At 68.5% G+C, this 13777-nt stretch carries 10 protein-coding genes; 8 read left to right on the forward strand and 2 right to left on the reverse strand.

The window, feature by feature from the left end; all coding sequences use genetic code 11:
• The first annotated feature begins 144 nt into the window (after nt 1–144).
• On the forward strand, nt 145–897 hold the full coding sequence (locus ASF16_RS05945; RefSeq protein ID WP_056164224.1) for a Crp/Fnr family transcriptional regulator: 753 nt from the start codon (nt 145–147) through the stop codon (nt 895–897).
• A 239-nt stretch (nt 898–1136) separates the two neighbouring features.
• Here ASF16_RS05945 and ASF16_RS05950 read toward each other — a convergent pair whose 3' ends face one another.
• A complete protein-coding gene (locus ASF16_RS05950; RefSeq protein ID WP_056164227.1) occupies nt 1137–2861 on the reverse strand; it encodes a methyl-accepting chemotaxis protein in 1725 nt (574 codons plus the stop codon).
• A gap of 455 nt (nt 2862–3316) precedes the next feature.
• On the opposite strand from ASF16_RS05950, the gene ASF16_RS05955 reads away from it, so the two are divergent.
• From ASF16_RS05955 to htpG, 7 genes are all read left to right on the forward strand, one after another.
• On the forward strand, nt 3317–4219 hold the full coding sequence (locus ASF16_RS05955) for a DUF4394 domain-containing protein (protein WP_056164230.1): 903 nt from the start codon (nt 3317–3319) through the stop codon (nt 4217–4219).
• An 8-nt stretch (nt 4220–4227) separates the two neighbouring features.
• Complete coding sequence (locus ASF16_RS05960) at nt 4228–4884, forward strand: methylamine utilization protein (protein WP_056164233.1); 657 nt, start codon at nt 4228–4230, stop codon at nt 4882–4884.
• On the forward strand, nt 4881–7223 hold the full coding sequence (locus tag ASF16_RS05965) for a bifunctional diguanylate cyclase/phosphodiesterase (RefSeq protein ID WP_056164236.1): 2343 nt from the start codon (nt 4881–4883) through the stop codon (nt 7221–7223). The genes ASF16_RS05960 and ASF16_RS05965 overlap by 4 nt, the downstream gene beginning before the upstream one ends.
• Before the next feature lie 129 nt (nt 7224–7352).
• The gene (locus tag ASF16_RS05970) at nt 7353–8378 is read left to right on the forward strand and encodes a pseudouridine synthase (protein WP_082516768.1); all 1026 of its coding nucleotides are present in this window, start codon (nt 7353–7355) and stop codon (nt 8376–8378) included.
• Nucleotides 8379–8493: 115 nt separating this feature from the next.
• Complete coding sequence (locus ASF16_RS05975) at nt 8494–9801, forward strand: triacylglycerol lipase (protein WP_082516769.1); 1308 nt, start codon at nt 8494–8496, stop codon at nt 9799–9801.
• Nucleotides 9802–9897: 96 nt separating this feature from the next.
• The gene (locus tag ASF16_RS05980; protein WP_056164242.1) at nt 9898–10833 is read left to right on the forward strand and encodes a hypothetical protein; all 936 of its coding nucleotides are present in this window, start codon (nt 9898–9900) and stop codon (nt 10831–10833) included.
• Between the two features lie 232 nt (nt 10834–11065).
• Entirely contained in the window at nt 11066–13054 is a 1989-nt protein-coding gene (gene htpG / locus ASF16_RS05985) for a molecular chaperone HtpG (protein WP_056164245.1), read from the forward strand.
• Nucleotides 13055–13343: 289 nt separating this feature from the next.
• Here htpG and ASF16_RS05990 read toward each other — a convergent pair whose 3' ends face one another.
• Complete coding sequence (locus tag ASF16_RS05990) at nt 13344–13652, reverse strand: hypothetical protein (RefSeq protein ID WP_056164249.1); 309 nt, start codon at nt 13650–13652, stop codon at nt 13344–13346.
• Nucleotides 13653–13777: the final 125 nt, after the last annotated feature.

The following is a 13777-nucleotide window of genomic DNA, read 5'->3' on the forward strand; positions in this document are numbered from 1 at the left end:
CTGCGGCCTGGGGAGGCGCCATCATCCGGTGGAGATTGGCATTTTTTTGTCTTTCTGACGACAATTGCGCTCAGGATTTCCCGTACCTGACGGCCGCGCTTGGCCGTACCGGCCCAACGTCCCCACCGGCCCGACCCCATCCCCATGGACCCACGCACGCACCAGGACCTGTCGCTGCACCAGCGGCGCAGGCCGCCCACCGCCGAAGAGCTCGATGGCATTCCGTGGCTGGGCCAGCTGCAGGCGCCCGAGCGCGAGCGCGCCGTGGCGGCGCTGCTGGTGGGCGATGCCAAGGCGGGCGACTACGTGTGCCGCGTGGGCCGGCCGGTGACGTACTGGTTCGGCGTGGTGGAGGGCCTGCTCAAGATGAGCAGCGACAACGCGCAGGGCCAGACGATGACCTTCACCGGCGTGCCGCCGGGCGGCTGGTTTGGCGAGGGCACGGCGCTCAAGCGCGAGCCCTACCGCTACAACATCCAGGCGCTGCGCCGCAGCGTGGTGGCGGGCCTGCCGATCGACACGTTTCACTGGCTGCTGGACCACTCCATCGGCTTCAACCGCTTCGTGATGAACCAGCTCAACGAGCGGCTGGGGCAGTTCATCGCCGCGCGCGAGATCGACCGCTTCGGCAACCCCGACGTGCGCGTGGCGCGCAGCCTGGCGTCGCTGTTCAATCCGGTGCTGTACCCGGGCGTGGGCGAGGTGTTGCGCATCACGCAGCAGGAGCTGGCCTACCTGGTGGGACTGTCGCGCCAGCGCGTGAACGAGGCGCTCAAGGCGCTGGAGGCGCAGGGCGCCATTCGTGTGGAGTACGGCGGGCTGCGCGTGCTGGAACTGGCGGCGCTGCGCTCCAGCATCTTCCAGTTGCAGGAGGGGGCCTCGGCTGCTCGGGATTGATGCGTGCGGCGCGCATGGTGCGCCCGTTCGCCACTGGGTCGTTGCACAGCTTGCTGCCGTGTTGAGCGCTTGATGGACAGGACAGGACAGGACAGGGCGCGTGCCGAGCAGCTTTGGCTTTGCCGCACCGACGGTGCCCTCAGGTGCCTGACGGTGCAGGAAAAAGCAGGCTGAACGAGTGAGGAAGATAGAAGAAGGGGCCTCACGGCCCCTTCTTCATTCCGTCCAACTCCAGCCGCTCAGCGGCGCGGCAGCGACGGCACGCTGCGGCGCGGTGCCTGCAGGTGGGCTGCGGCAGGGGCCTTGCGCGCAGCAGGCGCCGGCACGGGGGCGGGTGCGCGCTGGGCGCTGATGGCAGAGGGCTCCCAGCTGTCGGCGTCGCCGCCGTTGCGCGACAGGCGGAACGCGCCCACCATCTGCGTGAGCCGCCCGGCCTGGTCCTTCAGGCTGTCGGCCGCGGCCGCGCCTTCTTCGACCAGGGCGGCGTTCTGCTGCGTCATCTCTTCGAGCTCGCCCACCGACTGGCTCACGTGGCCGATGCGCTGGCTTTGTTCCTGCGTGGCGGCGGTGATCTCGCCCATGATGTCCGAGACGCGGCGCACCGACAGCACCAGCTCTTCGATGGTCTTGCCCGCATGGTTCACCAGCGTGCTGCCTTCCTGCACCTGGTCGACGCTGGCGCCGATCAGCGCCTTGATCTCGCGGGCGGCGTTGGCCGAGCGGCCGGCCAGGTTGCGCACCTCGCCCGCCACCACCGCGAAGCCGCGGCCTTGTTCACCGGCGCGGGCGGCTTCCACCGCAGCGTTCAGCGCCAGGATGTTGGTTTGGAAGGCGATGCCGTCGATCACGCTGATGATGTCGGCGATCTTGCGCGAGCTGGCGCTGATGGTGTCCATGGTGCGCACCACCTGCGACACCACCTCGCCGCCGCGCGTGGCGGCGTCCGATGCGGTGGACGCGAGCTGGTTGGCCTGGCTGGCAGAGTCGGCGCTCTGGGATACGGTGCCGGTCAGGTCGACCAGCGACGTGGCGGCGCTTTGCAGGTTGTGCGAGGTTTGCTCGGTGCGCTGGCTCAGATCGAGGTTGCCCGAGGCGACTTCGGAGCTGGCCACCAGGATGGAGTCGGCCGTCTGGCCGATCTCGCCCACCAGCGCGCGCAGGCGCTCCTGCATCGCGGCGATGGCTTCGAGCAGGCGGCCGGTTTCGTCGTGGATGCGCACTTCCACTGTGGAGGTGAGGTCGCCGCGCGCGATGCGTTCGGCCAGCACCACGGCGCGCCCGATGGGGGCGGTGATGCTGGAGGTGATGCGCCAGGCGATCAGTGCGCCCAGGCCGATGGCCAGCAGCACCAGCAGGCCGCCGATGGCGCGGGCCTGGCTCTGGGTGGATTCGGCCGACGCGGTGGCCTCGGCGTTCAGCGTGTTCTGCAGGTCGATGAGTTCGCGCAGCTTGGCGCGCCAGGCGGTTTCTGCCGGGGCGACGCGGGTCATCAGCGCGAGCGAAGCACTCACGGTGTCGCCGTCGTCGGCGGCCTTGATCGCCGTGTCCAGTTCGGGGCGCGCCTTTCGGCCCAGCTCCTGCACTTCACCCAGCAGCTTGACCTCGGCGGGCGTGGCGCTGTCGGGCTTGAGCAGGTCGGCCAGCGCGGCCTCCTGGCGTGCGTATTCGGTCAGCGTCTTGCCCACGCTCGTGATCTGCTCGCGGGCCTGCTTGGGGTCGATGTCGTTGAGCATCGCGGCCGAGCGGCCTTGGATGCCGATGGCGCTCACGCTCTCGAGCATGCCGTTGACCAGCTTGGCCTTGCTGGCCCCCGTGCCGGTGATCTGGAGCATCTGGTCATGCACCTTGCCCAGCGACCATTGGCCCACCCCGGCCACGGCCAGCAGCAGAATCAGCAGGCAGCCAAAGCCCAGGCCCAGGCGGGTGGAGATCGACAAGGATTTGAGTGACGAAGCGGCCGGCATGGTTTTCCTTGGGTCTCAGTGGACAAGCGAATGAACGAACAGCAAACAAACAACGAGCAACGAACTACAAGAACAGACGGGTCAACCTGTCGATCCGGGTGCGGTGCTGAAGGGGCTACCGCACGGTAACAACGCTGGAAGCAATAACGGTGCCCGTATCCGCCGGGCAGTGTAGGCAGAAAGTGCTGTTTGCGGCATGACGCTTATGGATAGCCGTATGCCCAAAGCGCATGGCCCTCTTGTTACAAATAGCCGCGACACGAATGGACGGATAGTGAGACGATAGCTGGGCCTGTGCAAGCCCCGAATTATGATTCAAAATAGGCTCTTCCGCTTGTCGTTAAATCATTTGTAGCTATTGAATTAATAGCAATAAAGGGTGGCCGGCAATGCCCGGTGCCCGGCTGTGGGTGGGGTGTTGGGGTATAAGCATGTTACAGATTCCGAGGCCTTCCATGACACTGAAAACCCTCTCTTTGGCGCGCCGTCCCGTCCTGGGTGTGGTGCTGGCAGTGGCTGCGGTGATGGCCGGTTGCGCCGCACCGCCGGCTGCGGACCCGGCCCGGCGTGAACTTGTCGTGGCGGTGACGGCCTCGCACGAGCTCATCACCTTCAACGCCGGCGAGCCTGGGCGCATCCTGGAGCGCCGCCCCGTCACGGGCCTGGCCGCCGGCGACCGGCTCGTGGGCATCGACTTTCGCGTGGCGCGCGGCGTGCTGTATGCGCTGGCGCAGTCGGGCCGGCTCTACACGCTCGACATTCCCTCCGGCGCGCTGCGGCCCGTGGGTGCCGCGCCTGCGGTGGTGCCGCTCAAGGGCCAGGTGTTCGGCTTTGACTTCAACCCCGCGGCCGACCGCATCCGCGTGGTCTCCGACACCGGCCTGAACCTGCGGCTGCATCCGGACACCGGCGCCGTGGTGGACGGCGATCCGGCGGTCGACGGCGTGCAGGCCGACCCCTGGCTGCGCTACGCTGCCAGCGACGTGAACGCCGGCCGCACGCCGCACATCGCGGGCGCCGCCTATACCTACAACACCCAGGACAGCAAACTCACCACCAACTACGCCATCGACCGCTCGCTCGGCGTGCTGGTGATGCAGGGCTCGCTCGAAGGCACCACGCCCGTGGTCTCGCCCAACTCCGGCCTGCTGCGCACCGTGGGGCCGCTGGGCCTGGGGCGGCTGACCGATGTGTCGTTTGACATTGCCGACGTGGGCAACGCCGCGCTGGCGGCGGTGCGCACTGCGGCCGACAACCCAACGCGCCTGGTGCTGGTGAACCTCAAGACCGGCGCAGCCCAGCCCCTGGGCCAGGTGGGTGACGGCGCGCCGCTGGTCGGCATGGCCATAGAGCCCTGAGTCCGCCCATGCGCGTGCCTTCCATTGCCACCCAGGCCCGCGGCTGCACCGGCCACGCGGTGCGCGCGGCGCTGGCCTGCCTGGGCCTGGCCGGTGCGGTGGCCGGCGCCCACGCCGCCACCGTGCAGGTCGATGTGCTGGACGCCGCGGGCAAGCCCGTGGCCGATGCCGTGGTGCTTCTGGATTCGGCCGATGCGAAGAAGCTGGCCAAGCCCCTGGCCAACGCCGAGATGGCGCAGGAAAAGCGCCAGTTCGTGCCCGGGGTGCTGGTGGTGCCGGTGGGCTCGGAGGTGCGCTTTCCGAACAACGACTCGGTGCGGCACCACGTGTATTCGTTCTCGCAAACCAAGAAGTTCGAGCTCAAGCTTTATGCCGGCACGCCTGCCAACCCCGTGCTGTTCGACCGCCCGGGCGTGGCGGTGCTCGGCTGCAACATCCATGACCAGATGGTGGGCTGGATGCTGGTGGTGGAGACGCCGTTCTACACCCGCAGCCTGGCCGCCACCGGCCGGGCGCAGATCGACAACGTGCCGCCCGGCAGCTACACGCTGCGCACCTGGCACAGCCGCCTGCCGGTGGGCGCGCCCGCGCTGGAGCAGCCCATCACCGTGCCTGCCACGGGCACAGGCACCGCATCGGTGCGCATGACGGGGTTGCAGCCTTGAATTGGCGTTGGCCCCGGCGCAGCCTCATTCTTCGGCTGGTGGGGCTGTCGGTGTTGCTGCTGCTCATCGTGCAGGCGGCGGGCTTTGCCGTGGTGCGCCAAAGCATCGAGCGCAACGCCCGCACCCAGATCGCGCAGGCGCTGGACCTGGACGAGAACGTCTGGCTGCGCCTGCTCGACCAGAACGCCGACAAGCTGCGCCAGGGCTCGGCCCTGCTCGCGGCCGACTACGGCTTTCGGTCGGCGGTCAATTCGGGCGACGAGCAGACCATCCAGTCGGTGCTGGAGAACCACGGCAGCCGCATCGGCGCCGCCGTGACGGCGCTACTGGGCACCGACCTGGAACTGCGCGCCGCCAGCTTGTCGGACAGCATGGAAGAGTTTCCGGCCACGCTGCGCCAGATCGTGCCGCCGCTGGCTGCCAAGCCGCAGGGCAGCCAGATCGCGGTGATGGGCGGCGTGCCCTACCAGTTCGTGATGGTGCCGCTGCGCGCGCCCGTGGTCATTGGGTGGGTGCTGATGGGTTTCCCGATCGACCAGCCGCTGGCCGACGAAATGCGCCGCCTGCTGTCGGTGCATGTGGTGCTGGCGCTTCAGGACAAGGCCGGTGCGGTGACCATGCCGGTCTCCACCCTGCCGCCCGAGGCGCTAGCCCAACTGCGCAGCCAGGGCGCCGGGGCCGGCGAGCTGACCACCGCGGACGGCACGCTGCTGGCGCGCGCCATCCGCATGGACAGCGTCGGCGGCGAGGTGCAGGCGCTGCTGCTGCGCTCGGTGGACGACGTGCTGGCGCCGTACCGCCAGCTGCAGGTGCTGCTGGCCATCATCACCGTGGCGGGCGTGCTGCTGTTTGCGGTGGGCACGGGCCTGATGGCCCAGCGCCTGGCGACGCCGCTGCGCTCGCTGCTGGGGGCCACGAAGCGGCTGTCGCGCGGCGAGTACGACGTGCCGCTGGCGCACACCCAGCGCACCGACGAGATCGGCAACCTGGCGCGCTCGTTCGACCGCATGCGCGTGGACATCGGCACGCAGCAAACCGAGATTCGCCGCCTGGCCTACTGGGACCGCCTGACCGGCCTGCCCAACCGCGAGCGGTTTCGCGAAGCCGTGGTGCAGGCCATCGCGCACAGCACGGGCCAGGGCACGCCCGTGCAGCCGCTGGCCGTGCTCACGCTCGACCTGGACCGCTTCAAACACGTGAACGACGTGCTGGGCTATGCATTCGGCGACCGCCTGCTGCAGGCCGTGGCCGAGCGGCTGCGCCAGCAGGTGCGCTCCCCTGATGACATGGTGGCGCGGCTGGGGGGCAACGGGTTTGGGGTGCTGCTGCCCGATGCCGATGCCGCGGCGGCCCACGAGATGGCGCAGCGCATCACGCGCTCGTTCGAGGAGCCGCTGGCGTTTGCGGACCAGACGGTGGACCTGAGCGCGGGCATCGGCATCGCGTGCTGGCCGGGCGATGCCGACGATGCCGACACGCTGCTTAGCCGCTCCGAGATCGCGATGTACGCCGCCAAGCGCAAGCTCAGCGGGGCGCTGCAGTACGACGCCTCGTTCGACTCGGCCAGCACGCTCACCCTGTCGCTGCTGAGCGAGCTGCGCCGCGCGGTGGAGCGGGGCGAGCTGCGGCTGTACCTGCAGCCCAAGGTGGCGCTGCACGGCCAGGGCGGCCTGGCGGCCGAGGCGCTGGTGCGCTGGGCGCACCCCCAGCGAGGCCTGGTGCCACCGATGGATTTCATCCCGTTTGCCGAGCAGACGGGCTTTGTGCGGCAGCTCACGCTGTGGATGTTCGAGGCGGTGGCGCGGCTGCTGGCGGACCCGCGCACACAGGGCCTGTCGCTCAGGGTGTCGGTGAACCTGTCCACGCGCGACCTGCTGGACCCGGAGCTGAGCCAGCGCCTGGGCGCCATCCTGGTGCGCCACGACGTGCAGGCCGCGTCGTTTTGCCTGGAGATCACCGAGAGCGCGATCATGGACGACCCGCTGCGCGCCGAGGCCATGCTCAACAAGCTGTCGGAGCAGGGCTTCAAGCTGTCCATCGACGACTTCGGCACGGGCTACTCGTCGCTGGCGTACCTGAAGCGCCTGCCGGTGGACGAGCTCAAGATCGACAAGTCCTTTGTGATGGGCATGGAGGTGGGCGAGGACGACGCCACCATCGTGCGCTCCACCATCGACTTGGCCCACAACCTGGGCCTCACGGTGGTGGCCGAAGGGGTGGAGACGGCCGGCATCCTGGAGCGGCTGCGCGTGCTGGACTGCGACGAGGCGCAGGGCTACCACATCACCCGCCCGCTGCCGGTGGAGGATTTTCTGGCCTGGCAGGCGCGCCAGGGGTAAGCTTTTTGGGTTTTTCACAGGTGGTGGGTGCCGCAGCGGCACCGCTGGCCGGTCTTTCTGCACCGGGCCCGCAAGGCCCGCCCGGCCCACACCTGGCCGACACACTGGCCGACAGGCGAAAATACGCGAATGTCTTCTTCCAGTTCCCGTCCGCCCGCCGGCCCTGCGGCGGCCCCCGCCCCCGATGCCGGCGGCCCGTCCGCACCGGCGCCCGCAACGCGCCCCGTGCTTCGCCGCCCCACCGTGGCCGCCAAGGCTGCGCCCGCGCGGCCCGCGCCACCGCCCCGGCCGTCCCGTGCGCCTGCACCGTCCGGCTACCGCACTGCGTCGGGCACCGGGTTCGTCGCCCCGGTGCGCCAGGCGCCCGCGCCTGCCGTGCGCACGGTGGCACCCAACGGCCTGGTCAGCTCGCGCCTGAACAAGCGCATGGCAGAGCTGGGCATGTGCTCGCGCCGCGAGGCCGACGAATGGGTCGCGCTGGGCTGGGTCAAGGTCAATGGCCTGGTGGCAGAGATGGGCCAGCAGGTGCTGCCCACCGACCGCATCGAGGTCGACAAGGTCGCGCAGAGCTTTCAGGAGCAGCGCGTCACCATCTTGCTGCACAAGCCCATGGGCTACGTGAGCGGCCAGGCCGAAGACGGCCACACCCCCGCCGTGGCGCTGATCAACCCCCGCACCCACTGGCGCGACGACCCCAGCCGCAACCGCTTTTCGCCCCCGCAGCTGCGCGGCCTGGCGCCCTGCGGGCGGCTCGATATCGACTCGGTGGGCCTACTGGTGCTGACGCAGGACGGCCGCGTGGCGCGCCACCTGATCGGCGAAGACTCCACGGTCGACAAGGAATACCTGGTGCGCGTGCAGTACGGCGACGTCACCACCGATGTGCAGGCGGCGTTTCCGCGCGAAGAGCTGGCGCGGCTGTGCCACGGGCTGTCGCTCGACGGCCAGGCCTTGAAACCCGCCAAGGTGGACTGGCAGAACCCCGAGCAGCTGCGCTTCGTGCTCAACGAGGGCAAGAAGCGCCAGATCCGCCGCATGTGCGAGCAGGTGGGCCTGAAGGTGGTGGGGCTCAAGCGCATCCGCATCGGCCGGGTGACCCTGGGCAACCTGCCGGTGGGGCAGTGGCGCTACCTGTCGCCCCATGAACAGTTCTGATACTGCATACGCGGCATGAGCGCCCAGGCCCGCCACCCATCGTCGCAGCGGCTCGCCTGGCGTGGGCTGCAGGGCCCGTATTCGGGCTGTTTTGAGCGGGATTGACCTCACGGCCATGGCTTCCAACACTCGCCCCCGTTCGCGCCCGGCCGCGCCAGCCGCAACACCGGCACCAACGGCTGCAGCGCCGCGGCCCTTGCGGCAACTGCGGGCGTCGGACCTGCGCGGCGTGGCACGGCTGGCCACCCAGGCCACCACGGGCATCACCCGCGTGGTCGAGGGCGTACACCAGTCGGTGCTGGGCACCCTGGGCTTGCCGGGCGGCGCGCAGCCGGGCCAGGCGCGCGGGTTCACCGGGCTGGTCTACCAGAGCATCCGCGGAGTGACCCGCCTGGTGGATGCCGGACTGCAGGCGGGCCTGCAGCGGCTCGAACCCCTGGTGCCCCTGGTGCAGGGCCCTGCGGAGGCCGGCGTGCAGTGGGAGCGCCAAGCCGTGATGGCGGCGCTGAACGGCGTGATGGGCGACCGGCTGCAGGCCGACCACAACCCGCTGTGTACGCCCATGGGCTTTTACCAGCAGGGCTTACCGCTGGACCCCGCGGCGCTGGGCACTGCGGGCCGCGCCACTGGCAAGCTGCTGGTCCTGGTGCACGGCCTGTGCATGAACGACCTGCAGTGGCAGCGCGGCGGCCACGACCACGGCGCCTACCTGGCGCTGGCGCTGGGCTACACGCCGGTCTACCTGCGCTACAACACGGGGCTGCACACCTCCACCAACGGCGCCGAGCTGTCCCGCATGCTCGACGCACTGGTGGCGGCCTGGCCCGTGCCGGTCACGGACGTCGCAATCCTGGCCCACAGCATGGGCGGGCTGGTGGCCCGCAGCGCCTGCCAGCACGCGGCTGCCGGCGACCAGGCGCCGGCCGTACGCTGGCAGGGCCTGTTGCGCCACCTGGTCTGCCTGGGCACGCCGCACCACGGCGCGCCGCTGGAGCGGGCCGGCAGCTGGGTGGACGTGCTGCTGGGCAGCTCGGCCTATTCGCGCCCCTTTGCGCGGCTGGCGCAGCTGCGCAGCGCCGGCATCACCGACCTGCGCTACGGCCACGTGTGCGATGCCGACTGGGCCGGGCGCGACCGCTTTCGCCAAAGCCCCGACCAGCGCACCCCCGTGCCCCTGCCGCCCGGCGTGGCGTGTTGCACCGTGGCGGCCACACTGGCAGTGCGCCGTAGCCCGGTGGCCGAGCGCCTGCTGGGCGACGGCCTGGTGCCATTGCGCAGCGCCCTGGGGATCCACGATGATGCGCGGCGTTGCCTGCAGTTCGCGCAGGACCGGCAGGCGGTGTTCCACGGCATGGGTCATCTGGCGATGTTGGACGACGTGCGGGTGGCCCGCCAGGTCGAACAATGGCTGACAACCGCTTGAAAACGACCGGAGGGTGCCTTTTTGGTGCCGATGGGGCTGACAGACGGAGAGACGCCGCTACCATGCGGCTGTGCGATACACAACAAGGAGAAGCTAGTGAGCGACGTGAAATACCGCCTGGTAACCCGCAGCGACTTTGACGGCCTGGTCTGTGCCGTGCTGCTCAATGAGCTCAACCTCATCGACGAGATCACCTTCGTCCATCCCAAGGACATGCAGGACGGCAAGATTGCCATCACCAGCCGCGACATCACCACCAACCTGCCCTATGTGCCCGGCGCCCACCTGGTGTTCGACCACCACGAGTCCGAAACCGTGCGCAATTCGGGCCGCCGCGACGAGAACCACATCATCGAGGCGCACGCCCCGTCGGCCGCGCGCGTGGTCTACAACTACTACGGCGGCAAGGCCGCATTCCCGCGCGTCACCGAAGAAATGATGGCCGCCGTGGACCAGGCCGACTCGGCCCAGTACTCGCGCGAGGACATCCTGGACCCGCAGGGCTGGGTGCTGCTGAACTACATGATGGATTCGCGCACGGGCCTGGGGCGCTTTCGCGACTTCCGCATCAGCAACTACGCGCTGATGATGGACCTGATCCAGTACTGCCGCGACCACACCATCGAAGAGATCCTGGCCCTGCCCGACGTACAGGAGCGCGTGCAGCTGTACCGCGAGCAGGCCGCCAAGGCCAAGGAGCAGCTGCTGCGCTGCGGCATCGACATCGGCAAGCTGGTGGTGCTGGACCTGCGCGACGAAGAGACGATCTGGGCGACCAACCGCTTCATGATCTACGCGCTGTTCCCCGGCTCCAACATCTCCATCCACGTGATGTGGGGCCTGCAAAAGCAGAACACCGTGTTCGCCACCGGCAAGTCCATTCTGGACCGCAGCAGCCAGGTGCACGTGGGCAACCTGATGCTGGAGTTCGGTGGCGGCGGCCATGCAGCGGCCGGCACCTGCCAGGTGGCCAACGACCGGGCCGACAAGATCCTGCAGTCGCTGGTGCAACGCATCACCCTCGAAGGCTGAAGCGCCGCGCTCCGGTGGTCTTGCCACCAGGAGCGCGCGCCGGGCAGTGCGCGGGGAAGCCCCCGCCGGGGCTGAAAATCGCTGGCTGCCACGCCAGTACCCGCGGGGCCTGCCCCCCGTCCTCTTGAAAATGGGGCAGCTTGCCCCCAGGTCATCGCCTGCCAGGCCGGGCGGCTCCCGCGGGGCTGCGCCGGCTGACGTTTTTTTTACCCTGATCCAGAGCATTCATCCCATGAGCAAGCAAACCCTGTCCTTCCAGGCCGAAGTGGCCCAGCTGCTGCACCTGGTCACGCATTCGCTGTATTCCAACCAGGAAATCTTCCTGCGCGAGCTGATCTCCAACGCGTCGGACGCGTGCGACAAGCTGCGTTTTGAAGCGCTGAACAACAACGCCCTGTACGAAGACGCGCCCGACCTGCAAGTGCGCGTGACCTTCGATCAGGCCGCCAAGACGCTCACCATCACCGACACCGGCATCGGCATGAGCCAGCAGGAGGCCATCGACCACCTGGGCACCATCGCCAAGAGCGGCACCAAGGACTTCATGGGCAAGCTCTCGGGCGACCAGAAGCAGGATGCGCAACTTATCGGCCAGTTCGGCGTGGGCTTCTACTCGGGCTTCATCGTGGCCGACAAGATCACCGTCGAATCGCGCCGCGCGGGCCTGCCGGCCAGTGAAGGCGTGCGCTGGGTGAGCGGCGGCACGGGCGACTTCGAGGTCGAAGCCATCACCCGTGCAGAGCGCGGCACCAGCATCATCCTGCACCTGCGCGACGATGCGGAGGAATACCTCAACGCCTGGAAGCTCAAGTCCGTCATCGCCAAGTATTCGGACCACATCAGCCTGCCCATCCTGATGGAAAAGGAAGAGTGGAAAGACGGCGAGCTGATCACCCCCGGCGACGAAGCCGGTGGCCGCCAGCCCGGCGGCATGGTCAAGACCGGCGAGTGGGAAACCATCAACAAGGCCAGCGCCCTGTGGACCCGCCCCAAGAAGGACGTGACCGAAGAGCAGTACACCGAGTTCTACAAGGCCATCAGCCACGACCACGAGGCCCCGCTGACCTGGGCACACAACCGCGTCGAGGGCAACACCGAATACACGCAGCTGCTGTACATCCCTGCCAAGGCGCCGTTCGATTTGTGGAACCGCGACAAGAAGGCGGGCGTGAAGCTCTACGTCAAGCGCGTGTTCATCATGGACGACGCCGAGGCGCTGATGCCCACCTACCTGCGCTTCGTCAAGGGCGTGATCGACTCGGCCGACCTGCCGCTGAACGTGAGCCGCGAACTGCTGCAGGAAAGCCGCGATGTGCGCGCCATCCGCGAAGGCTCGACCAAGCGCGTGCTGAGCATGCTGGAAGACCTGGCCAAGCACGACAAGCATGACGTTGCGGCTGCCGGCAGCGACGGCGCAGCCGACGCCGTCACCGACGTGGTCGATGCCGACGACAAGGCGAAGGAAGGCAAGTACACCGCGTTCTACGCCGAATTCGGCTCGGTGCTCAAGGAAGGCCTGGGCGAAGACTTCGGCAACCGCGAGCGCCTAGCCAAGCTGCTGCGCTTTGCCAGCACCACGAGCGATGCCGTGACGGTGGGCTTTGCCGACTACAAGGCGCGCATGAAAGAGGGCCAGGAGGCCATCTACTACATCACCGCCGACACCCTGGCCGCCGCCAAGAACAGCCCGCAGCTCGAGGTCTTCAAGAAGAAGGGCATCGAAGTGCTGCTGATGACCGACCGCGTGGACGAGTGGGCGCTGAACTACCTGCAGGACTTTGACGGCACGCCGCTGCAAAGCGTGGCCAAGGGCGCGGTGGACCTGGGCAAGCTGCAGGACGAGGCCGAGAAGAAGGCCGCCGAAGAGGCCGCCGAGACGTTTGCGCCCGTGCTCGCCAAGCTCAAGGAGGCCCTGAAGGACAAGGCCGACGACGTGCGCGTGACCACCCGTCTGGTGGACTCACCGGCCTGCCTGGTGGTGCAGGACGACGGCATGAGCAACCAGCTCGCGCGCCTGCTCAAGCAAGCCGGCCAGCAGGCCCCGCAGTCCAAGCCCGTGCTGGAGGTGAACGCCGAACACGCGCTGGTCAAGAAGCTCGATGGCAGCGTGCACTTCCACGACCTGGCGCACATCCTGTTCGACCAGGCTTTGCTGGCCGAAGGCGGCCTGCCCGAAGACCCGGCGGCCTATGTGCGCCGTGTGAATGCGCTGCTGGTGTGATGTGGCAGTGAAATCGGCCTCTACCGCGCGATGGTAGGGCGCTAATCGCTATTTAAAACATAGCAAACCCGGGTTCCGCCAGGACCCCGGGTTTTTTTACGCCCTCACGCTGCGCAGGCAGGGTGTGGCTGGGAGGAACGGCGGGGAGGAGGGTGGGCAGACCGCTGGGCGTGCAGGAAGGGGCGCGGTCAGGACCGGCTTGCGCCATGGCGCGGCTGTGGTGCGGCTGCGGGGCTCGGCGGAGCAGCCGAGCGGGTGGGCGTTGTTGTGCACCGCGCGCCGGTGGAGCTCACTCCTCGGTCTGCGCCTTTTCCAGGATGCGGGTGTGCGCCCGGTTGCGCTCCTGCGGGTCGGCGTCCATCAGTTCCTTGAGCGCGCTCTGGGGCGCCACCAGGCCCTTGCGCCGGTCGTTCTTCACCGGCATGTTGCGCCAGCCCGAAAGCACCAGCCAGTCCCACAGGTCGGGCGGCAGCTCGTGCGTAACGGTCATCTTGATCGGCCCGCGGATGATGGTGGAGCCCACCGGCGGGAGGGAGCCGACGGGCGCGCTGCGGCGCTTTTGCCGGATCGAGAGAGCGTTGCGAATCCAGTCCTTCATGGGGTCGGTGGTCAGTCCAAAGGTTGGTGATAGACGCAGCATAGCTCAGTGGCCAAGACCACATCCAGCGGCATATTGCACGGCCGAAGTGGACGACCACGCGTAGCCGAGTGGCACAAAGCCAA

The organism is Acidovorax sp. Leaf78 (assembly GCF_001422735.1).
Classification (GTDB): domain Bacteria; phylum Pseudomonadota; class Gammaproteobacteria; order Burkholderiales; family Burkholderiaceae_C; genus Acidovorax.